The organism is Streptomyces violascens (assembly GCF_014649955.1).
GTDB classification, from domain to species: domain Bacteria; phylum Actinomycetota; class Actinomycetes; order Streptomycetales; family Streptomycetaceae; genus Streptomyces; species Streptomyces violascens.
The window spans coordinates 70,892-92,179 of sequence record NZ_BMUA01000027.1 but is presented as its reverse complement, the minus strand read 5'-3'; the positions used below and the strand labels follow the sequence as shown (position 1 = coordinate 92,179).

Here is a 21,288-nt window from a genome sequence, read left to right as displayed (position 1 = left end):
CCGAGTTCTCTGATCCCTCGACCGCCTTGGAAGGGAGCGGGTCGCTCCCCAGGGCGAGGCAGGCAAGTGAGCCCCGCAACGTGTTCGCCGGTTCAACTCGGCGGCACCTTCATGATTCGGGCCCGGCCACGGTTCCATCACCCGCTGATGCTCACCCTGGGAGTGCTTGTGAGGAACCGGCCCGGTGCAGGGCGCGGGCGAAGGCCCTGACCTGTTCCATGGCACCGTCGAGCGCGCCGGCTGCAGTGTCGTGAAGAAGGGGACGGATCAGCGGCGAGCCAACTACTACCGCGTCGACGTACGGGGCAACGAGGGCAGCGAGGCGCGGCGTGGAGATACCGATCCCCCCGACCACGGGCAGCGAGGTGGTCGTGCGCAGCCGTGCGGTGAAGGCGTCCAGCGCGGGAAGATCCAGCTCGCCCTGGTAGCCGGTGGCCGCGGGGGCGGCCGGCGCGTAGACCCAGCCGGAGGCCGCCTTCGCGATGGCATCCAGTTGGTCGTCGTCGGCGCTGCGCGGGGCGAACTGCGGTGTGTGGATGCCGGCGGCGCGAGCCGCTGTGATCCACTCCCCTGCCTCCGTGACGGGAAGGTCGGGAATCATCGCGCCGGCGGCGCCGGACCGGGCCAGGTCCTGGGCGAACCGCTCGACCCCGTAGTCGAGGACGGGGGCCCAGTAGGTCATCGCCACCACGGGAACGCCTGTGCTGGAGGCAGCAAGGCGGATGGTGGAGAAGACATGAGCCATGCGGGCGCCCTGGCCCAGGGCCTGCGCGTAGGCCTGGGTGATGTCCGGGCCATCCAGGGTCGGCATGCTGTGCGGGACGCCGACCTCAAGGAAGTCGGCCCCGTGGCGGACGAAGGAGCGCAGGGTCTCAATCCCGGCCGTCCAGTTGGGGAAGCCGGCGGGCAAGAACGCGCCGAGGGCCGGGCGTTGGCGGTGGGCCAGCAGTGATGTCAGCCCGGTGGCGGCAGGGGTCAGTGCGGTCATGACAGGGCGCCTTTCGCAGGGCATGGTGCGGTGGGGCTCGCGGGGTGGAGGTGGGCAGCCACGTACGCGCAGGGGGAAGAGGGCCGAGCCCCGGCCGCCATCTGACGGCGGCCGGGGAGACGCCGGAGCTAGCCGGCGAGGTGGATGTTGATCATGTCCTCGCGGATCCAGCCGGTGGTCCCGGCCTGGAGTCCGCCCTTGGACCGCGTGATGAGCTTGGCCTTGTACCAGGCCCCGCTCTTGCAGTAGAGCCCCAGCTGGTCCTTGTCGTAGACCAGGCCCTTGCTCGCATACGAGGTCGAAGGTCCGGTGCGGAAGTTAATGCCGTTGCCGGCGACTTCGGCGCCCTGGTCGTAGCTGGAGCAGTCGCTGCCGGCGGCTGACGCTGCGGGCGCCAGGACGGCGGCACCGCCTGCCAGCAGTGAGACGGTCAAGGCGACCGTGGTGAATCGCTTCAGAGTCATGTGGTGGGTCCCTTCAGCAGGTGGGTGGGCGTTCCCGGTGAGCCGCAGGGCGCGGCCACCGGTGGTCGGGGCACGGCGTGGTGTCCCGGTGAGAGTGGTGCCGTCAGCCCTGGTCGGCGGTGCGGCGGTTGGCCCGGCGCTTGCCGTAGCCGACAGCACCCGCAGCCGCGAGACCGGCGGCGAGGAGTCCGCCCGCAGTGAGGGCCAGAGCAGTGGTCCCGTCCGCTCCCGTGTGCGCGAGGCTCCCGGCGGGCGTGACGGTGTTGCTGGCGCTGACCTGCTCGGCTGCCCCGCCCTTGGGTGAACTGTCCGAGCTGCCCGCCTTCCCTGAGCCTCCCTTGTTGCCCGAGGCCGGGTCAGGTGCCGGCTGAGTGGTCGGATCCGTGCCCGGGTTGGTCGGATCCGTGGTGGGCGGCTTCGTGGGGCCCGTGGTCGGCGGCTTCGTGGGATCCGTGGTGGGAGGAGTCGTCGGGTCTGTGGTGGGTGGGGTCGTCGGGTCTGTGGTGGGTGGGGTCGTGGGATCCGTCGTCGGCGGTGTTGTCGGGTCTGTGGTCGGTGGGGTCGTCGGGTCCGTGGTCGGCGGCGTTGTCGGATCGGTCGTGGGCGGCTTCGTCGGGTCCGTCCCCGGCTCGGTCGGATCGGTCGTCGGCGGCTTCGTCGGGTCCGTAGTGGGCGGTTTCGTCGAGTGGGTACCCGGTTCCCCCGTCGGGCCAGGAACCGGCGTTCCGGCGGCATGCACCGAGACCTCCGCCTTCAAAGCGGTCGACGCTCCATCCGCCGCCGAAGCCGACACCTTCGATGATGGTGAGTCGGTGAGGGCGAGCGCCGCCGGAGCGGCCAGCGCCCCTGACGCGGCAACAATCGCGGCGGTTGCCACGACGTGCCGCATAACGCGCGTACGGGTCATACGCATGAGTGGGATCAGCCTCCACTGGTCCACGGCAGGCTCGACCGTCAGCGCACGCTGCGCCGCGGCGAAGTACCTGCTGGTGAACTGATCTTGGAAGTGATGGCCTGTGGATAGAGTCCGGCGATTCCCGAACCCACCGGTCGCAGACACCCGACGCGGCCCCGTAGTTGGCCACCAAGTCACAGCGGTGGGCAGCACGCCCATCGCTGGTGTTGGCATAACCCGGGCTGGCGCCCCATCACGGGTGAAAACATGACGCCCGGCACACCCGCACAGGGCGGGACGGAAATGGAGAGCAGCACATGCTCGATCTGGATGATCGCGTCAATCGCGTGTACAACCCCGAGGTGCGTCCCCTGGTGCAGGAGGCACACCGCTGCTATTCCTCAGGCTCAGCACGCGGAGCGATCGTCCTGGCCTGGACAGCGGTCTGTGCGGACCTGATCACGAAGGCGCAGACCCTCAAGGAGGACGGGGAAGCCGCTGCGGCCGATCTGGTCGCGACCGTGGAGAAGGCCCAGGGGAGCAAGGAAGAAGAAGCAATCCCGCTCATGCTCGCCGTCGAACGGACTCTGCTCGACACCGCGGAGACGCTCGAACTCATCGACCACACCCAGAAGAAGCAGCTGGAGAGGCTGCGCGACGACCGGAACATGTGCGCTCACCCCTCGCTCCGCCCGCTGGGCGAGCTGTACGAGCCGACCATGGAGTACGCGCGCGCACATCTCGCCGCCGCGCTGGAGGCCGTCCTCATACACCCGCCGAGCCAGGGCCGGAAGATCGTCAAGAGCTTCGCGGCCCACGTCGCCGACCCGGCCTATGCGTTCGACGCCGCCTATCTCGCCTACGCGTTCTTCGACCGGGTGCGGCCCTCCGCCCGAGCGAAAGTCGTGGAGTTCGCGGCGAAGTTCGCCATTCTGGAGATCGACGCTCCGGAGCTCAGCATCACGCCGGAACGGTACGCCGACCGGATGGCGGAGTGTCTGCGCTGCTTCGCCGCACGGGATGCGGCCCTGGCGAAGTCCGCTGTGGCCAAGCAGATGGCGCGCCTGGAGAGGGCCGACCCTGGGGTGCAACTGCGTGCTCTGGCGCGACTCGGCGATCTCCCGGCTTTCTGGGCGTCGATGGCCGCTCCCATGCGTGCCTTGTACAACACCCGCATTGAGGGGATCACGGCGACGCTGCCGCCCGGCCGGATGAGCAAGGAGAGCATCGACGTCCTTGCGCTGGTCGCCCACCCCGAGATCCGTGCGTGCCTGCCGGCGCTTGTCACTGCCTTCGAGGCGCTGAGCACTTCCCGCACTGTGCGCGTCATCGCGGCCCGCCCCGACCCGTACTTTGTCCCCTTCCTTCCTGACCTGCTGAAGCAGGCGGGCTCGTTTGACGCCGGCGAGTTCAGGGCGGCCAATGCGGTCCTGCCTTGCGCGGCGTTCTTCGATCTCGAACAGCTGCGGGCGGTCCTCAGACAGTGGCAGGACAACGATCAGTGCTGGGGACGGGAGATGCCGTCGTACCTGATCGAGTTGTACGAGCTGACCGCCCACCTCGGTGCGGAGCGCGACACGGTGTGGCGGGCCTTCCTGACTGAACTGCTTCCGTACGACGACGTCTACGAGACGCTCTCCAGCGGCATGGGGCTCACCGTCGACAGGCCCGACGAGGACGCGTAGATATCATCCGCCGCCAACTGGCCGCAGATTCCTGTTCGTCCCCGGCAGCGTAGACCTGCGGTGCTTCCGTCAACGGGGCAGGTGTGAAGGGGAGATGGCCGCCAAGCAGGTCTGGAGCCGGGTGGCGGACGGGAGGGCGGCACCGTGAGCGTACGGGGAAGCGGCGGTGGGATCACCTAGGGGTTCAAGCTGCGGCAATCTACAGGCGCAGCACCGTTCCCTTCCGGGCGGCCGGGCCCCCGGCCTGGGGTCCCTGCTCCGAACCGGTGGGGCCCTCTGCCGTGCCCGAGTGCGCGGGTCCAGCCTGAGTCAGTCGGTCCAGCGCAGCATCGAGCCTCCCGTTGATCTCCTTGGTGTGATCAACTCCGTCAGAGGTGACGAGCCGAATGGAGTCCTTTGCCGCGAGGGCGGCACGCTTTGCGCCGCTGCGCCGCTCGGTCTCGAACACCAGCTGCATCGTGGCCTTGGCGAAGAGGACCTCGATGACGAAGCGCCGTTTGTCGTCGACACCCGTTGTGATCTCCACCCCCTCCCGGTCAGCCAGAGCCTGCTTCAGGCCAGACACCTGCTGATGGATCTCTACGGGGAGGCGGGTGCCGTCCGGGATCGGCGCCAGCGTGGGAAGGGCTGCAGAGCTGTCTTGGTCCGTGTGGTCGGTCCCTTCCGACAGTTCGGCGAACAGCGCGGCGTACTCGCCCCAGGAGCCCACCGGCGGTCGCTTCTCACCGTCCTGGAACAGCTGAGAGGAGGACCTCTTCCAGCCTTGGCTGCTCTTGCGGTAGATCGTCTCCACCCGCAGCCGGCTATGACCGTGGCTGATGCGGATGACTCCCGTGCCGTCATGCGACATCTCGGCTTCGGTGCCTGTGTGTTCGCCCAGCCAATCGGCCTCCTTCTGAGCTGCCGGAGGGATGTACCCCGTGGGTGAAGGGTGAGTTGCCACGTGCCTGCCTTCCGCGTCGAACGATGATCTGACTTCAGCCTATGGAGCGAAGGTGGGTGGCGGACCGGGTTCAGCCAACTGCCGCCCACGGATTCTTTTTGCGCCGATGGCGGGGGCTAACCGGCCCGGGGGAAGAAGGGCGGTGTCCAGCCCACGTAGTGGGCGCCCCACTTGCTTTCGAACAGTTCGGCGGGGACGACGTCGATGTAGCCGACTCTCAGGATGTCGTTGGAGGCGACCTTTCCGTTGCCGACGTAGACGGCGATGTGTCCGGCCCTGTGGCCCGTGGTCCAGTACATGAGAGCGCCGGGAGGTGGGTGGCGGTCGCCGTCGTGCCGCATGTCCTTGGGCACGACCTGGTAGTGGTCGATTGCGTAGTCGACGCCGGAGAAACTCCACCCGTAGACGATCGCGGTGAAGGCCAGACAGCGCTGGTACCAGCCGGGGCTGGAGCCGAGGCCGGAGTGGGTTTTTGCCCAGGCGATGGCGTCGTTGACCGAGCGGGGGTTGGTGAGCTGCCAGGTCTGGGTGCCGTCGGTGAATGTCCCGCCTGCTCCGCCCCCTGCGCCACCGGGAGCGGCGGGGGTGGCGCCGCAGCTGTTGTTCTCGCTGGTGACTGGCTCGCCGGCGCCGGCCGGGACGGTGGCCGACCCGCTCTGTTCGAGATCGATGCCGGCGTCCTTGGCGAGCTTGCGCATCTCCGTCTCGTGACCGCTGTACAGGCCCGGGAATCCGCTCTTCTGGACCTTCTGGGCGGCGGTGCCCAGCGGCAGTCTTTCCCAGCCCAGGATGCTGATCAGGCCCGGGTTGCCGCCACGGCCGAGGAAGAACGATTCGGCGGCGAAGCTGGGTGTCATGATCTGCTGCTGGGTGCCCCAGTTCATGGAGGGCCGCTGCTGGAAGAGCCCCAGGGAATCGCGGTCCCCGTGGTCGAGGTTCTGCATCGTGCTTTCCTGCATCGCGGTCATGAGCGCGATGAGGGTGGCCCGGCCGGGCAGCTTCGCCTTCCTGGCCGCAGTGTCGATGATCTTGGCGTACTGGATCTGCTGCTGGTGGAGGCTGCCGGTGGCCTGCCCGCCGGAGGTGTCGGAGATGGCCGAGGCGTTGCCGGTGCCGGGGCCGGAGTCCTCGCAATCGGAGGCGTCTGCCGTCCCGGCGGGGAAGAACGCTCCGAGCAGGAGCAGCCCGACGACGAAGACGACCAGGGCGATGGCGCCGAACTTGAGTTGGGCGCCTTTCTTGACGACGCCGGCGGCTTTGACCGCGCCGCGCATGAGTTCCCGCTCGTCCACGGCTACTCCTTCAGCCCGAGGACACGGGTGACCATCCAGCGGGAGACGGCGTCGGCGCGCGCGACTTCGATGGTCAGGTGGCGGGTGTAGGTGTAGGGGTCGGTGGCTTTGACGTCGAGGGTGACGTCGGCCTGCAGGTACACGCGGACCGAGGTGTCGGGTGCGGGCCGGTTCGAGGTGGGCGGCCCGATGCTGACCTTGGTGGGGGTGGCTTCGGTGGCCTGCGCGGCCACCAATTCGTTGAAGTCCCGGTCGTCGTGCTGTTCGAGGTTCTCCACCAGCGGGGTGGAGGCGTAGGGGGCGGCGCGTTCGACGGCTGCCCGGTGGCTGCCGTCCTGGAGCGGGCGCCGGGTGGTGTAGGCGGTGACGAACGCGGTGGCGATCGCCTCGGGGGTGTCGGCGACCGTGGGCGTGCTGGCCGAGGGGGTGGGTGAGGGGCTGTCCGGGGCAGCGGGTGCCTGGACGGTCGGGGACGTCTTGGCCTTGGCGGGGGTGCTGCGGTGGTCGGGCCACAGCAGGGCAGCGCCGGCGACCGCCGCGGCCAGGATCAGCGCGATGACCGGGACGACGACGGGGGTGGGGGTCTTCTTGCGTTCCTGGCGGATCCACTGGGTGCGCTCGTCGCGGCGGGCGGAGCGCCAGTGCCGTTTGGCCTTGCGGCGCTTACGGCCGCGCAACTCCCCGATTTCGGGCGGCAGTTCTTCCTTGCGGAGCAGTTCGCGCCATTCGGCGGCGCTCTGCGGCACCGGTGCCCGGCCGGGAGTGCGGCGGGACGAGGCGGACTCGGCGTCGGAGGCGTGGGGGCTGGGGGGATCGGTCTCGTGCGTCACGGCGGGCTCCGTACAGGGGGCAGCGCAGAAAAAGGGGTGTGCGGGCATGGCGAGATGGCCCCCGGGGTGGTCCGGCCGCGGCTGCGGCCGGACCACCGGGGGATGTCGAGCGGGTGGAACCGGGGGTGTTTGGTGTCAGGCGGGCTCAGGAGCTCCCGCGCGGCCTGGGCGGTCCGTTGCGGGTCCCGCTGGCCGGCAGTGCACCGCCGCCGGGCGTACGCGGCGGCCGCGGGGTTGAGGCCGGCGGGTAGGTGCGAAACCGTGCTCCGGCCGGGTTGGCCGGCCGGTTGATGACGGTGCCCTGGATGACACGTCCGCTGCCGCCGGAGGGGCTGGCCGGCGGGGGCCCGGAGGGCCGGGGCGCGCCGGGCCGCACGGTGTAGCCGCCCGCGGTCGTTCCGGGCGAGCCGGCGCGTCCGGGGGTTGTGGGCCGGCGCGGCCCGGGGCGGGGGCCGGTGCCGGGGCGGGTACGCCGGCCGCCGGGGGCGCCGGGTCCGGCACCGGCGGGACCGGTGGGGCGCGTCGGTCCGCCGCCTCCCCCACTGGGAAGGCCCGCGGGGGGCGGATAGCTGGGGGGCGCCGGGATCGTGCGGCTGGGCCGGCTGCGGACGTCGCCCGTGCTCGGCGATCCGCTCACGCTGCCGTCACCGCTGCCCGGGCGTCCCCCGCGGGGGTCGGGAGCCGGACGCCGGTCCATGTCGCCGAAGCGCCCAGCTCCCCGGCCGCCGGTGACTGCGTTGCGCAGGCGGCGGGCGGAGGCCATCCGGCCGATGGTGTTGAGCATGCCGCGGCCGGCCATCTGCGCGCCACCGGCGCTCACGATGCCGTCGAGGCGGCCCTTGACCTTCCAGGCCATCACCGCCGCGCAGATGTTCAGGGCGCTGACCATCAGCCAGCCGTAGGTCGGCAGCAGCGACATCATCGAGACACTGACCACGAGGACCGACCCGAGCAGCATGGTCGACGTGAACGAGACCATCACCAGGCCCAGGAGCATCTCGAACCACTGCACGCCCCACTGCCGCGGCTTGCCTGGAATGCACCACAGGGTCGCGAACGCGACGCCGCAGACCAGCAGCATGAGCGCGCCGATCAAGGAGGCCAGGGTCGTGAACGCCATGGCCATCACGAGGGCACAGAAAATGATGCAGCTGACGATGCCCGCGATGAGGACACCGATCCGTCCGCCCGGAGTGTGTCCCTGGCGCCAGTCCACGGCCTCGCTGCCGACGACTTCCTTTTTGAGGGTGCCGGAGAGGTAGTCCTCGCGCGCCTTCATATCGGTGCCGCGCTTGACGACCTCATTTCCCCACTTCTGACAGGCCTTGACCGATCCAAGATCGGCAATGCACCAGGGAGTTGCCACATAGGTGCGCCACACCGCGTCGGCGGCCCTGCGGACGGTGTTGTCCTTCTCGCTGTTCGACCAGGCAGGTTCTGGGGTCTTGAACGGCATCGCGGCATCGCTGCTGCCCGACAGGCCGGAACCGATCGTCGTCATCGCGACGGAGGCTCCCAACTGGCGCCCGTTGTCGACTCCCTTGACCCAGGTCGACGGGGCGACGAGGAAGGTCGTGGCGATCGCGGCGGAGGCTGCGACCCAGGCCAGCTGTCCGAACGGTGAGGACTCGGATTTTTTGGCCCAGGCCATGAACCCACCGACGGCGACCGCGGTCGGCAGGAACGTGGTCAGCATCGGGCCGGCCGCGGCGCCGATCGCCTTCGAGATCGAGGTTTCGATCTCGGGCAGGGACACCACGTTGAAGCACCAGCCCACCACGACCACGGCGGCACGGCCGATCAGCGTCAGCACCTGCATCAGCATGTTCCCGAGCCCGTGCAGCCAGCCGTCAATCAGGTCGCCGCCGGTCAGCTTGCTCGAGAGCTGCTTGTCGAGCTGATAGACCTCGGGGCTGTAGGACTCGAACAGCGTGCCCTGGCCCGGCGGTTTGAACGGGCTCGGCATCATGTCGCCGATCCCGCCAGGCTTGTAGTCGTCCGGGCCGTCGGCGGCCGCGGCCGGCGCGAGCACGCCCAGGGTGGCCAGGATCCCGGCCGTGGGGATCATCAGGGTGCGCAGTCGAGGCCGGGCCTGCCAGAGCCGTATCACCGCGCAGCAGAATCGTTTCAGCAGATGCTTCATTCCGTCCGCTCCAGAACGTCGGCCACCGGGCGCCCGGCGAGAGCGTGGCGGGAGCCGGTGGGATGGCTGCCGCGGCGGCCGGCGGAGCCGGGGGCCGCGCAGACGGCGACCGTGCTCGGGATGCGCTGTCGTGAGGTCACGGCGGGCTGCCTCCTTGGCTCGCAGGCGGCCTGTGCCGGCCCGCTCCGGGTGGGGGTCATGCGGCCTCCGACTCTTCCTCGGGCGGGTTGTGGACAGAGTCCGCCGGATCACCGGCGGTGAACTCTCCTTCAGGTACGGCGTCCTGAAGGCCGGCCGCACGGTCTTCGGCCTGGTCCTTGGGGTTGGTGGACAGCGCCCGCAGCAGCTCGTAGGAGGGGGCGTCCCACTGCATGGTGGCCACGCGGTCGCGGCGGTCCCGCACGATGCAGTGGCCGTGCCGGATGTCGCCGTGTGCGTCCTTGCCGACCCCGTGGATCAGAGCGCGAGTGTTGTCGGAGACGGGCAGGCGCAGCAGTTCGGCCATGGCGTCCTGCTGGGGCCGGGTGCTCTGCTCGAACGCACACACGGTGGTGATGGCTTCCAGGACACCGTCCATACCCAGGAGGGATTTCGGGTCCTGGGTGTCGATCGCGAGCGAGGTGTCCAACGCCCGTCCGGTGCGGGCGATGTAGTCGACGAACCGCCGGCCGTCGTCGGTGCCGGTCAGGACATGCACCTCCGGGATGGCCACGACCTTGGGGAGGTTGCGCAGGTCGGCACGGGCCGACGTGTTCAGCGCGTACGCGATCAGGCCCCGCATCAGGGCGAGGGAGACGCGTTCGGTCATGGTCATCTCGGCCGGCCGGGTGCCTGCCTGCGGCATCGTCAGGCCGGGCACCTGGACCAGCCACAGGCCCGGTTCGGGGCGCAGCGGCGAGGCGCCCGGGCGGGGCCGGCCGAGCAGCGGAGCGCCGAGCTGGGTACGCGACAGCTCCGAGAGTGCCTCGCCTGCTTCGGCGGCGAGCGGGTCGCTGCTGTTCTGCAGCAGTTCGATCACCCGCCAGGTCGCCGCGTCCTCGTGCTGGGCGATGGCGTTGCACGCGCGCAGCAGGTGTGTTTCCACGCCGGCGTCGCGCATCCGCTCCGGCAGGATGATCAGCAGCTGGCTGACGACCTGCAGGGCGGCGTCGCCCTTGGGGAGCAGGGCGAACACGTCGGCCACGGCCGGGGTGTCGACACCGCAGGTGACGTGGTGGGAGGGGAGGCCGAGGTACTCGCCGGCGCGGATCAATCCCCCTTCATCGCCCTTGAAGCCGAGCATCAGGGAGAAGGCGCCCTTGAGGCCGGCGATGAGCGTGGCGAGCATCATGCTCGTCGTCTTGCCCCGGCCGCTTCGGCCGACGAAGGCGGTCGTCGTCGCGTCGCCGCGGGCCGAGCCGGCGGTGATGTCGATACGGCACACGCCGGGCGTGGTGCCGGTGAGCAGCCCGGCGATGGGGCCTTCGTCGTCGCCGGCCTCGCTGCCGCCCCAGAACATGCTGGCGGCCAGCGCGTCGGTCGTGCGGATGTGGCCGAGGTCCAGGACCCGGAGCATGTCGCCGATCTGCGCCTCCAGCCACAGTTCGCGCTGTTCCTCGGAGGCGACCGTGACGTCGATGGACAGGCCCGCGTAGTGGGAGGTGACAGCGTCGCACCGGGCGCGGAGGTCCTCGAGGGACTCGGTGGAGGAGACGAGGATCCGCGGGTGGTCCTCCAGCAGGGTCATGCCGTCGCGCGACATCTTGCGGCGCAGGTCCTCCATGACCGCCTCGGTCTCCTCGGTCTCCGCGAACGTCTCGCCGGCCGAGCCCTCGGCGGCCGAGCGGCGCTGCTCCTTGGCGGCCTGGCGCTGCTTGTCGACCGCCTTGATCGCGGCGCCCTTCTGCCACACCGAGAACCGCACCGAGGCCTCCGGGCACACCAGCGCCTCGTCGCCGGTGACCGGATGGGTGTAGCTGATCTCGGAGAGGCAGCGCAGCCACTCCTGTTCGCCGGGGGTGATGAGTTCCTCGGGGAAGGCGGGCATTGCCAGCACGCTGACCCAGGCGGCGGTCTCGCCGCGGGCGTCCATCATGCGTACGTGGTCGGCGTGCGGGATGGCCTTGGACTGGGTCAGACGGACCAGGGATGCGCCGCTGATGGTGGGCAGATGGGGCGGGGCGGGCTGCGGGCGGAAGCTCTCGCGGGAGACAGCCCAGGCCAGCAACTCGGCCGGTGCGATCCGCGCGCGCCAGGGGGTGGCTTCCAGGCGCCGCTCCATGCGGCGGGCCAGGCCGTCCAGGTGGGCGAGTTCGCTCTCCTCCAGCCCAGTGTGCCCGACGCCGAGCGCGCCTGTGATGCCGTTCTTGACGGTGGCGTTCGCCGCGGAGTCGCGCTCGACGAGCCGTATGCCCAGCAGGATGTGGCGCTGTGGCAGGTCGAGGGTGTCCAGGCGCTGTGCCCACATCGCGGCGACCGCCTCGACGTCGCCGGCGGTGAAGATCTGCCGGGCTTCTTCCCGGTAGACCTCGCCGTCCAGGCGCGCCCAGATGACCTTGAGGTGGCAGTCGTAGCCCGGCAGGACCTTGGCGAGTGCGAGGGCGGCCGCGTCCTGCTCCATGTCCTGGCGGTCCTCGGGCATCAAGTCGGTGTTCGAGGCCGACAGTGTGAACCAGGCCTCCGCTGCGACGTCGGTGACGACCAGCCCGTCGGCGATGGCCACCAACTGTGGTTCCCGCATGAGGCGTTCGGCGCCCAGGCCCAGCAGCCGGCCGAACTTCGAGGCGGACTTCTTCGCTGCCTTGGTGGTGGTGCTCACAGGTGGGACTCCTTGGTGGGGCCGGCAGCCCGGGACGGGGCTGGGGCAGGACGGGAGAGGGTGGCGGCGTCGGTGTTGCTGAGGTGGGCGGCCTGCACCAGCCGCAGGCCGGCCGGGCTCAGGTGGTGCCACAGGCCCGGGCGGGAGCTGTGGCCGGCGGGTGCGGCCGCGCCTGGCGGGCCCGTCCACTGCCAGGTACGGCCGGCGGGTTCGGCCAGCAGTCGGGTCGTGAACAGGTCACGCCCGATGTGGCGCAGGGGCGGCGGCAACTCCCGGCAGGCGAACACGACTTGTATGCCGGCGAGTCGGCCGTGGGCGAGGACGGCGGTGAGCGCGTCGAGGGCCGTGCCGTTGGGGCGGGGGTCGGCCGGAGAACGCAGCAGCGCCTGGGTGGTGCCGTCGTTCTCCACCAGGACCAGGCGCCGGGCGCCCGGAACGCCGGCGGCGGCCCGGCTGCGGGCTTGATGTGCGAGACCGACCAGGTGGCGGTGCAGCCGCTCCGGGTCCTCGACGTGCCGCACGCCGTCCAGGCCGCGCGCCCAGGTGTGTGCCCGGTGGTGGACGTCGAGGATGTCGACTCGCTGCCCGCCGGCCAGGGCCTGCGCGCCGAGGGTGCGCAGCAGGTCGGTGGCGCCGTGCCCGCCGGGGGCGACCAGGAGGAGGTGCCCGTCGGCCGGGGTGAGAGGTACGGGTGCGCGGTCGGCGTCCAGGCCGATCAGCGGGTGCTCGCGGGCGGCCGCGCGCCAGCCCCAGCCCGTGCGCAGGTGCACGGTCTTGGGCGGAAGCTGCGTCGCGCCGTCGGTCCAGGAGGGGCTGGTGGTGTTCATCGCCCCTCTCCCCTCGGGATGACGCCGCGGGCGAACGCGCGGGCCTCGGCGTCGCTGAGGTAGAGCGCCTGGAACGCGGTGGCCGACCGGTCGGCGACCACGTGCATGCGGCCGGGAATGAGGGAGTACGGCGGGACCGACCAGACCTCGGGGGCGACGCGCTGCCACAGCGCGGCGCCGGCGTAGGCCAGCACGCGGGTGGGGAACACGTCGGCGACCGGCACCGCGCCGAGTCCTGGGAGGCCGACGCGCGGGTTGCCGGCGAAGACCTGGATGCCGAACGCGGGGCCGGCGGCGAGGAGGACGCCGAGCGCCTCGACGCCGGGTGCCTCTTCCAGCTGGCTCTCGGGCCGGGTCTGGCTCCAGTACTCGCGCAGCCCGTACGCAACGGTTCCCAGGTGCTCGACGACCAGGACACGGCGTCCGCTCCAGCTGCCGTCCCACCGTGCGGTGCCGTCCTGCAGGGCGGCGACGTTGATCTGCAGGTGGTCGTGGATCTCCGCGATCCTCGACAGGTAGCGCACCCCGGGCAGGTCACGGGCCCAGCGGTGGCCGGCGCCGCCCGGGTCGATCAGGTCGACGCTGGCGCCCAGGGCCAGGGCCTGCGCGGTGAGCGTGCGCAGCAGGGTGGTGGTGCCTCCGCCGGCTCCGGCGGCGACCAGCGCGTGCTCGACGCCCGCGGGCAAGGTGAGGGGCCGGTCGCCGTCGGCGAGGCCGAGCAGCGGCGCGGTTGCGGTGTTCAGGGCGGCCAGGGTGTGCCGGTCGCTCAGGCGCACGGCGTTGCGCAGCGCCTGGACCGGGATGGAGGTCTGTGTCGTCATCAGTGGGAGTCCTTCGGTGCGTGCCGGGCGGTGCGGCGCCGCTTGGCGGTCTTGGCGCGCGCCCTGGCCACGGCATCGGGCCCGTACATCCGCAGGCGGGGCCGCAGTTGGGCCGGCTTGCCGCAGGACTCCGCCGCGTCCGGGATGTCGTCGCTGGTGGTGAACAAGGAGGAGAAGGCCGGCATCTCGGCGAGCTGCGGGGCCCGTTCGGCCAGGCGCCGGGTGCGCAGCCGCAGGCCGCCCTTGGGTGCGGGGATGCGGCCGCGGCCGATGACCGGGCGCACCCCGTGGTTGAGGTAGTTCAGCCGCACCCCCCAGACCAGGAGGTTGGTGCGCCGCCAGTAGGCGGTGGAACGTTTCGCCCCGTAGTAGGTGAAGAACAGCGGCGGCAGCAGGAACAAGGGCACCAGCGGCCGCAGGGGAAACCCGAAGAGCATCAGCCAGGTGCCCCACCACAGGGGGAACAGCACCGCGCCGTACTTCAGCGTGGTCCGCGGCAGGCCCTCGCCCAGGTCCCACCCGAGCAGTTCGTGCTGGCGGGTCTCCAGGTCCCAGTGCCGGCTGTAGGTGTTGCTGGTTCGCATCGCCGCCGCCTCAGCCCGTGAAGACCGAGGCGATCTTGGCGCCCACGCTCTTGAGGATGGTCACGGCCAGGGTCGGCGTGAAGATCATGACGGCGACGACGGCGCCGCCGACGATGTGGCTGATCAGCGCGCCCCACTCCTTTTTGAACCAGTGCCCGAAGGCGCGAACGGCGAGCACAGCGGCGAACAGGGAGCCGACGACGGCCAAGATCCAGGTAACGAGCGCGTTGTCTCCGCCCATGGGGGATCCACTCCTTGGGTTGGTGGGGATGGTGAAGAGCCGCCCGGGCGGCGGGCCCATGGCAGCGGCCCGGAAGAAAATGGGGGCGGGGCCGGCTAGGCGGTCTTCGCGGTGACCGCCGCGACCTGCCAGCGGCTCGCGCTGCTGGCCGAGACCTTGATGAGGGTGATCTGGTACGTCTGCTGCAGTTGGGCGCCGCCGAGCTGCCAGCGCACGGACGCTGTGCCGACACGCTTGTCGCCGCTGCCGGCGTCCACGGCCCAGGAGTCCAGCGAGTCGAGCGCAAGGCCCGCGCCGAGCGGCTGGATGTCGGCACCAGGCGCGGCGGCCTGGTCCGCACTGCCCGCGGCCCAGGCCTTGAGGAAGTCCCGGACGGTGTCCCGGGTCTCGCCCGAGAGCTGGAGGTCGGCTTCGGGGGCGGCGGGCGCCGTGTAGCCGGCGGCGGTCGGCATGCCGACGATCGCGGGCTGCCCGGTGACCACGACGCGGCCCTCGCCCTGGGCGACCGGCACCTCCAGGCCACGCCAACTCGTCGCGGTCTGCTGGCCTTTGCCGTTGTTGGTGACAGTGCTCACCCGGACGTCGACACGCACACGGGCCCGCTTGCCGCCGACCTGGGTGACCGTACCGGGGATGGTCTGCGCGACCAGCTGGACGCCGGCGCCGTTCCACCCGAGTTTCGGGTCGGTGCCCTTGGCGAGGTCCGCCCCGAGCTCCTTGGCCCGGGTGTCGGGGTCCTGCGCGTTCCAGGTCATGTACGACCGGGCGAACCGGGCCGCTACCTCCTGAGCCTCGGCCTCGGGAACGTCGTTCTTTTTCGCCTCGGCCTGCGGGTCCGCCTTCTCCACGGGGGCAGGCGGCTTGGCGGGGAAGATCCACGTCCTGACCCCGGTGAACGCGGCCAGTCCGATCACCAGCCAGATCGCCACCCGGCCCGCCCGCCGGGCCGCCGACCGCCCCGAGGACTCCTCCTCTTCCGCCCAGCCGATCGCAGCCGGCGTCCGCGTCGGCTTCTCTTCCCCTTCCTTCGTCAAGGGCACCTCCACCGAGGAGTCCGTTTCAGCGGTGTTTCCGTCATCACCGCCCTTGGGCTCTTTCGGTGGAAGATTGAGCATCTTCCGCAGCGCACTCATCCCGTACTCCTCGGCCAATTCTCAATAACCGGCCTCCGCACAAAAGGGCATGACGGATCGTCATACGGCCTTACGCCTTTCGCGGAAAGCTCACACGGAAAACGTAGGAGCGCCCGCCTGTGGATAAGTTCCGGCGAATGCGGACCGCCGCACCAGCCAGGCCCGGCGGGCATGACAAACAGGGGGCCACGGGAATATCCCGTGGCCCCCTGAGGTGCCTATGCGGCAGTCCAGTCAGCCGTGACCGGCGCCGTGATGCGTGGCTCTACTCGTCGTCAGCCTCCTGCTCGCTGTCGTCCTGGCCGTCCTGCTCGGCCGGGACCGGCTCATCGGGCTGGTAGTACTCGGCGAGGTCCGCCAGGGCGAACAGCTCCTTGTCGTTCACGACGTGGCCGGCTGGGAAGTTCTTCCGGCGCCGCTTGTGCTGGCGCATCAACTCGGCACTGACCTCGATCCCCTCGACGGCCAGCCGCCGGGAGATCTCCGCCAGCGGCAACAACTCCACCTCGGCCACCGCCTCGTCAACCGGGACAGAGCCATCGCTGCTCCCCGGCTCCACTGGAGCGTCCTTGACCATGTTCACCGGCGGGGACTGCTCCGCATCGCCATCCTGACCTGCGGGTACAGCCTGCCTTTCCAAGGTGGTGTCCCTCTGGAACAGGGGCGTTGACTTCTGCAGCAGGGACGGCAGCCGCTGCGGACTGCGCCCGGGCGGAGCTCCGTACAAGTCCTCGGTGCTGTACCCGAACTCGGTACGCAACCCCATGCTGTGCTCGCGGAAAGCGTCCGGGTCTGCGTAGGGAACCTGGATCCAGACCCGCCGGTTCCCCTCGATGATCATCATGCGGCCAGCCCGGTCGACGGACTCCGGAACCGGAGTGGTATTGACAATCATTTTCCACTGGTTCGCGTTGTAGTTGCCCATCAAGATCATCCGGAACATGTTGCGCAGGCCCCGGCTGCCGACCGCGGCCTCCCGCAGGTCCTGGAACACGCCGATGATCGTGACGTTGACGTGCCGCCCCATGCGCATGATCGAGGCAATGTCACCCCAGATGGGATCGCTGGCTGGCTCGCCCTTCTCCTTGTTCTCGTTCCACCACTCCTTCGAGGCGTCCCCGAATTCATTGCCCTCTTCGAGAATGAGGGTCAGCCGGTCGAAGTCCTTGCGCGGATTCCCCTTCTTCACATAGTTCCGGGCCTCCACCTCCCGGGCCACCCAGGAGATCGCCGACCGCATGTCCCCGATATTTCCCGGGTCGGTGTAGAGGTGGACCCCCTCAACGCCTTCGAAGCAGTTGATGGACGCCATCTTCACGTCGATGCCGATAACCGTGGCCCGCTGCCGCACCAGCTGCGTGATGATCATCTGGAGGAACGAGGACTTACCACCACCGGAGCCCACCGACAGGGCCCACATCGCTGTCTCTCCGGTCATTGCCTTGACGACCGGCCGCTGCCGTTCGTCGAGCCCGAGGACCAACTGCCCAGGCTCGCACGCAGCGATCGCCTTCTGTACCTCGTCACTGAAGAAGTCGACCGTCTCGGGCGGCTCCAGCTTCGGCCTCGGCTTCTGCGGCGTGAACACCACATTGAAGGGGTGGTTCTTGAGGTTCCACTCCCCCGACCACAGTCCGCCCATCCGGTCTTGAACCAACTCGCGCATCTGGTCCTTGAACCCGCCCGGGTCGTGCCACCCATCGGGCAACCGAACCGCTACGAACGACCGGTCGATCGGGACGGTAAGGGCCCGCAACCGCTGCTGGTCATCCCACCCGGAGAGCAGCTCCTTGAGCGCCAGGGACATCGGAATCACCAAGGCCCGCATGTGCTGCCGCCGGCCGCGGCCACGGATCGCCCCCACGACCACAACCGGGACAGCCACCACCGCAGCGATGATCGACACCCAGATCACGCGGTCGTGGTCCTTCACCCACCACCACATCCACGCAGCCCAGCCAGCCCAAGCCAGGAACACCAGCCTCACCAGAGCAATCCCCCACCGCGGCAGACTGCCCGGGCCCCGCGGCTCACCGTCCAGCGGAGCTCCGCTGACGAACCGCCCGAAGACCATGACACCCTGCTCCAGGCCTTCCTCAAGCTGCTTGTCGAACTTGGTCTGCGCCACGGCCCACTACCCCTTCCACCCTCAACTCCCTCCCGACTCCCGCGCGCATGCGGAAGAACGATCAGGAGCGAACGTAGAAAGATCAGCCTGTGGACAGAGTCCACCAGAACTTTGCTGCGCATCCCACTGAACTGCATGTGACGACGCAGCACAGTCGGCAGAACAGAAAAAGGGGTGGCAAACGGCCAGGACGGTGCCCATGGAGCCCACCTCGATCTGCGCCGTCGAATCGGCTGCCTGCCAACTAACCTGCTTCACCGTTGCCAACCACGAGTCTTCAGGGCCGATCGCGCAACATGATCCGCCAACTACCCTGCTCGTCCGCAAGCTAGGAATCTCGGTCGCACCACTGTGGCCGAGGCTCATAGTTTGCGGTTCATGCTCAGTCCGGTGCAGGTCGGAGACCTGTCGAGGAAGCCAGTTTGCGGATCTTGAGAGCGGTGGTTTGCGGACCATGGCTCCGCGAGCCCCCGGCATGGATGCATCACCGCAGGTGACAGTGGCGGCCGTAGTTGGCGCATCATGGTCCGCCAACTACCGCGCTCGTCCGCGTACTAGGCGTCTCAGTCGCAACCACCGCCGAAGCCGCTACCAAGCCACCTCCGCTTAGGATCCGTCCTGACGAAGAATCGAACTGCTGAACATACGACTCCACCCGGATCCGCGGCGCGCTCGATGAAGCCTTCAGGCCACGTCCCCTTGGATGCCCCACACTCAGCGTGCGGCCCCGAACAGGTACGTCAGTCCGATGATCAGCCCGCCGTAGGCCGGCACCAGCATCGCAACGACCAGGAGTAGCTGACAGCAAGTCAGAATTGCGACCACGACCACTAGATGGCCCCGCCTACCGGCCGCTCCCGTAGGCGAGGGAGTTCCGACGAGTACCAGTTGCCCCGGAGAGGGGGAACGTGGGTAGCCCGCCAGTCCTTGGCGCGCTTCTGCAGCAGGACCGTCCAGCTCGCGAACGCTTGGAACATGAGCGACAGGCCGTGGCCGACCACCGCACACTGGCTAGACAACGCCGCAGGACAGCACATCGCCGACGTCCTCTCTCGCGGGCACCAGGCGAGCAACTCCTGGAGTTCTACGACCAAGACGTACACGACACGGTCACTGCGGCGTTCGGAGAAGTGACGCTGCCGGCGCCTACCCTTACGTCCACGTCATGGCACGGGCCGACCAGATCCTGACCGGCAGCGTGGAGGACTAGCCCGATGGAGTCCAAGACCGCACCGGCGCGGAGATAAACCACCGGATCACCGCCACCTGCTGGATCGCTCGGGAGCTGGACTCGCATAGCCGGGTCACCCATCGCTTGAAAGGCCGCCCTACCGATCACCGTCACACGGATGCCGATGAGCGATACACCACGCTCCCGGCCACGAGACGTCTCCTGCCATGCCGCCCGAGATAGCCGGCCAGTATCGCAACGTGTCGGGCATGAACATGGCGAGGGAGTAGCTACTGCCCCTGCAACAGCAAATAGCGGCGTCGCGAAGGGTGCCATAGCGGGAGCTCCACCCAGAGCAGCGGACCAACCGCTGATCCGCGCAGGAGTGTTATGGCCCTTACCGTCTGTCCAATCGGCCGCCGGCGCACTGTTGCCCGCCATGCGTTCTCCCCTCCTCCATCACATCACCACCTTCCGAGAGATGAGGCCGGAGAGGCCGTATGACGATCCGTCATGTCCTATTGTGCGGAGGCCGGCTGAGTTCGTTGCTGGCGCTCCTCCTCCCTCGTGATCCGATGCACTTGCCCGCGATTCACGTCACGACCGTGGGCAGCGAGCCATTTCACCACGGTCGGGGTGTGCGTGGAGCCCAGGGTTCTCATCGCGTACCGCACCGCAGCCGCATTCGACTGCAGCTCCCTGACAGCACACTCGTGCTCGGCACGCTCAGCGCTTCCAGCCGCCTCCAAATCCGCGATGTCAGATGCGCGACTCCCCGCCGCGGGTGGAGCCTCCTCGCCTGGGTTGGGGACGATGGGATCGGAGTCCGCTCTCCCTGTAGTCGCACAGTCGACTGGATCCTCGCCCAACACCTCGTCATCTGCTTTGTTTCCAGCAGCTGGCGCGCTGTCACTCGGGCCTGGCTCGGTGCTTGCACCCTGCTGAGAAGAAGCACCAGAGGACGCCAACGCGTCCCGCTCCGACGTGGTTTCGAATTCTTGGACTTCGACTCGGAGCGGACCTTGCTCGTGGCAGTCGGTGACGGACTCGTCTACCTCACCTCGCGACCGGTCACCGTGAAGTACCTCTTCCAGGACAACGAGCGACTCGTCCATAGACGGGGCTTCTTGTTCGGCGCCTCCGCCATGCTCGGGCCCTGCTGCGTGATGGAGGCGGTCACCTCCGTCGGGCAAGGAGTGCTTCTCCAGTTCGGTCGAGTGCCTTGCGCCCCCTTCCGGTTCACGAGGCTCCCTATATCTCGATACCTCAAGCGGCACGCCGTAGCGCGCGATCCGCAGGGGCAGCAGTTCCTCAATCGGGGCCTTCCAACGCCAGCGACGCCCATGACGACCTCGCAGTCGAGCCTGGTAGACGAGTCGCTGTTGCTCGGCCTGGATCACGTCGTCGTACGTCCGGATCTCCCAAAGCCTCATCCGACGCCAGAGCCTGAAGGTCGGCAGGGGGGCTAGCAGCCAACGCCACAGCCGAACGCCTTCCATGTGCCGGTCCGCAGTGATGGCCGCCAGCCGACCGACGGCATGCCGGGCCGCCTCCACTGTCACCACGAAGAGAAGGGGGATCACACCGTGCATGCCGACACCAACGGGGTCCGGCCAAGCCGCCGCGGCGTTGAACCCAATGGTCGCCGCGGTAAGGAGCCAAGCCGCTTGACGCAGCATCGGGAACGGGATGCGGAGCCACGTCAGTAGGAGATCCAACGCCAGGAGCACGGCGATGCCAGCGTCCACACCGATCGGGAAGACCACGGAGAAGGAGCCAAATCCCTTCCGGATCGCAAGTTCCCGAACTGCCGTGTACGAACCTGCGAACCCGATCGCAGCGATGACCATGGCTCCTGACACAACCACGGCTATCAGGCCGCGCTGGGTTCGGTTCAGGCTGATGCGCCCCGCGCTGCGCTCCACTTCCCACTCCTTTGGTCCAGGTCTAGGAAGCGTGCTGTGACCCACTTGTGGACAGAGTCCGCGACTGCCGTAACTACCCTGATGGACCCAGGCGAGTGAATCGCCCAGATAGTCGATGTGATCGATCCTCGGAGAGGGAATGGGTGAGTCTGGAGGGTCGTCTCTTCGAGGCGGTTGAGCTCCAGTTCCTCAAGGCCGGCATCGAGGATGCTTCTACAACGAGCCCCGGGGTCCCGCCCCCAGTCGACACGGACCGAACCGGGTACCCGGGGTACCCACCCCCGGCAGAGACCAACCGGGTACCCGGGGTACCCACCCCGCTCCCCCGCCCCCAGTCGACACGGACCGAACCGGGTACCCGGGGTACCCACCCCGCTCTACGCAACTACAGACCCAGGGATCCCATATAGCTCGCGTGCAC

The 21,288-nt window shown here is 69.2% G+C and carries 18 protein-coding genes; 3 read left to right on the top strand and 15 right to left on the bottom strand.

The window, feature by feature from the left end; all coding sequences use genetic code 11:
* Positions 1-151 precede the first annotated feature (151 nt).
* Both trpA and IE206_RS34565 read right to left on the bottom strand, forming a co-directional pair.
* A complete protein-coding gene (gene trpA / locus IE206_RS34570; protein WP_189969307.1) occupies positions 152-988 on the bottom strand; it encodes a tryptophan synthase subunit alpha in 837 nt (278 codons plus the stop codon).
* A gap of 128 nt (positions 989-1,116) precedes the next feature.
* A complete protein-coding gene (locus IE206_RS34565; protein ID WP_189969305.1) occupies positions 1,117-1,452 on the bottom strand; it encodes an SH3 domain-containing protein in 336 nt (111 codons plus the stop codon).
* 371 nt (positions 1,453-1,823) lie between these two features.
* Here IE206_RS34565 and IE206_RS34560 point away from each other — a divergent pair, with 371 nt between their 5' ends.
* Together IE206_RS34560 and IE206_RS34555 are read left to right on the top strand one after the other, a co-directional pair.
* Positions 1,824-2,450 (top strand): hypothetical protein, encoded by a 627-nt coding sequence (locus IE206_RS34560; protein ID WP_189969303.1) that lies wholly within the window; start codon positions 1,824-1,826, stop codon positions 2,448-2,450.
* A 214-nt stretch (positions 2,451-2,664) separates the two neighbouring features.
* Positions 2,665-4,032: a hypothetical protein gene (locus tag IE206_RS34555; RefSeq protein ID WP_189969301.1), complete on the top strand. Its 1,368-nt coding sequence runs from the start codon at positions 2,665-2,667 to the stop codon at positions 4,030-4,032.
* Between the two features lie 199 nt (positions 4,033-4,231).
* Here the strand turns inward: IE206_RS34555 and IE206_RS34550 are convergent, their stop codons facing one another.
* From IE206_RS34550 to IE206_RS34495, 12 genes are all read right to left on the bottom strand, one after another.
* Positions 4,232-4,882 (bottom strand): hypothetical protein, encoded by a 651-nt coding sequence (locus tag IE206_RS34550; protein WP_189969299.1) that lies wholly within the window; start codon positions 4,880-4,882, stop codon positions 4,232-4,234.
* Positions 4,883-5,091: 209 nt separating this feature from the next.
* Positions 5,092-6,267, bottom strand: coding sequence for a C40 family peptidase (locus IE206_RS34545; protein WP_189969297.1), 1,176 nt, complete (start codon positions 6,265-6,267; stop codon positions 5,092-5,094).
* 2 nt (positions 6,268-6,269) lie between these two features.
* Positions 6,270-7,097, bottom strand: a complete 828-nt coding sequence (locus tag IE206_RS34540; RefSeq protein ID WP_229853286.1) for a hypothetical protein — start codon at positions 7,095-7,097, stop codon at positions 6,270-6,272.
* A 145-nt stretch (positions 7,098-7,242) separates the two neighbouring features.
* A complete protein-coding gene (locus IE206_RS34535) occupies positions 7,243-9,240 on the bottom strand; it encodes a hypothetical protein (RefSeq protein WP_189969295.1) in 1,998 nt (665 codons plus the stop codon).
* A complete protein-coding gene (locus IE206_RS34530; RefSeq protein ID WP_189969293.1) occupies positions 9,237-9,380 on the bottom strand; it encodes a hypothetical protein in 144 nt (47 codons plus the stop codon). The genes IE206_RS34535 and IE206_RS34530 overlap by 4 nt, the downstream gene beginning before the upstream one ends.
* 56 nt (positions 9,381-9,436) lie before the next feature.
* Positions 9,437-12,037, bottom strand: a complete 2,601-nt coding sequence (locus IE206_RS34525) for an ATP-binding protein (protein ID WP_229853285.1) — start codon at positions 12,035-12,037, stop codon at positions 9,437-9,439.
* Positions 12,034-12,864, bottom strand: coding sequence for a hypothetical protein (locus IE206_RS34520; protein ID WP_189969292.1), 831 nt, complete (start codon positions 12,862-12,864; stop codon positions 12,034-12,036). The genes IE206_RS34525 and IE206_RS34520 overlap by 4 nt, the downstream gene beginning before the upstream one ends.
* Positions 12,861-13,685, bottom strand: coding sequence for a cell division protein FtsK (locus tag IE206_RS34515; protein WP_189969290.1), 825 nt, complete (start codon positions 13,683-13,685; stop codon positions 12,861-12,863). Before IE206_RS34515 ends, IE206_RS34520 begins: the two co-directional genes overlap by 4 nt.
* On the bottom strand, positions 13,685-14,269 hold the full coding sequence (locus IE206_RS34510; RefSeq protein WP_189969288.1) for a hypothetical protein: 585 nt from the start codon (positions 14,267-14,269) through the stop codon (positions 13,685-13,687). Before IE206_RS34510 ends, IE206_RS34515 begins: the two co-directional genes overlap by 1 nt.
* Before the next feature lie 10 nt (positions 14,270-14,279).
* A complete protein-coding gene (locus tag IE206_RS34505) occupies positions 14,280-14,510 on the bottom strand; it encodes a hypothetical protein (RefSeq protein WP_053726532.1) in 231 nt (76 codons plus the stop codon).
* Between the two features lie 95 nt (positions 14,511-14,605).
* The gene (locus IE206_RS34500) at positions 14,606-15,550 is read right to left on the bottom strand and encodes a conjugal transfer protein (protein ID WP_229853288.1); all 945 of its coding nucleotides are present in this window, start codon (positions 15,548-15,550) and stop codon (positions 14,606-14,608) included.
* A 358-nt stretch (positions 15,551-15,908) separates the two neighbouring features.
* Positions 15,909-17,771, bottom strand: a complete 1,863-nt coding sequence (locus tag IE206_RS34495) for a hypothetical protein (RefSeq protein WP_189969284.1) — start codon at positions 17,769-17,771, stop codon at positions 15,909-15,911.
* A 975-nt stretch (positions 17,772-18,746) separates the two neighbouring features.
* Between IE206_RS34495 and IE206_RS34490 the strand changes: the two genes are divergently transcribed.
* The gene (locus IE206_RS34490) at positions 18,747-18,905 is read left to right on the top strand and encodes a hypothetical protein (protein ID WP_189969283.1); all 159 of its coding nucleotides are present in this window, start codon (positions 18,747-18,749) and stop codon (positions 18,903-18,905) included.
* A gap of 555 nt (positions 18,906-19,460) precedes the next feature.
* Here IE206_RS34490 and IE206_RS34485 read toward each other — a convergent pair.
* Positions 19,461-20,792, bottom strand: a complete 1,332-nt coding sequence (locus tag IE206_RS34485) for a DUF2637 domain-containing protein (protein ID WP_229853287.1) — start codon at positions 20,790-20,792, stop codon at positions 19,461-19,463.
* Positions 20,793-21,288 lie beyond the last annotated feature (496 nt).

What these genes read in the sequence shown, in the direction of transcription:
- trpA (WP_189969307.1), bottom strand. Translation starts at nt 988, where the DNA reads ATGACCGCACTGACCCCTGCCGCCACCGGGCTGACATCACTGCTGGCC.
- IE206_RS34565 (WP_189969305.1), bottom strand. Translation starts at nt 1,452, where the DNA reads ATGACTCTGAAGCGATTCACCACGGTCGCCTTGACCGTCTCACTGCTG.
- IE206_RS34555 (WP_189969301.1), top strand. Translation starts at nt 2,665, where the DNA reads ATGCTCGATCTGGATGATCGCGTCAATCGCGTGTACAACCCCGAGGTG.
- IE206_RS34550 (WP_189969299.1), bottom strand. Translation starts at nt 4,882, where the DNA reads ATGTCGCATGACGGCACGGGAGTCATCCGCATCAGCCACGGTCATAGC.
- IE206_RS34535 (WP_189969295.1), bottom strand. Translation starts at nt 9,240, where the DNA reads ATGAAGCATCTGCTGAAACGATTCTGCTGCGCGGTGATACGGCTCTGG.
- IE206_RS34520 (WP_189969292.1), bottom strand. Translation starts at nt 12,864, where the DNA reads ATGAACACCACCAGCCCCTCCTGGACCGACGGCGCGACGCAGCTTCCG.
- IE206_RS34515 (WP_189969290.1), bottom strand. Translation starts at nt 13,685, where the DNA reads ATGACGACACAGACCTCCATCCCGGTCCAGGCGCTGCGCAACGCCGTG.
- IE206_RS34510 (WP_189969288.1), bottom strand. Translation starts at nt 14,269, where the DNA reads ATGCGAACCAGCAACACCTACAGCCGGCACTGGGACCTGGAGACCCGC.
- IE206_RS34505 (WP_053726532.1), bottom strand. Translation starts at nt 14,510, where the DNA reads ATGGGCGGAGACAACGCGCTCGTTACCTGGATCTTGGCCGTCGTCGGC.
- IE206_RS34490 (WP_189969283.1), top strand. Translation starts at nt 18,747, where the DNA reads ATGAGCGACAGGCCGTGGCCGACCACCGCACACTGGCTAGACAACGCC.
- IE206_RS34485 (WP_229853287.1), bottom strand. Translation starts at nt 20,792, where the DNA reads ATGGTCATCGCTGCGATCGGGTTCGCAGGTTCGTACACGGCAGTTCGG.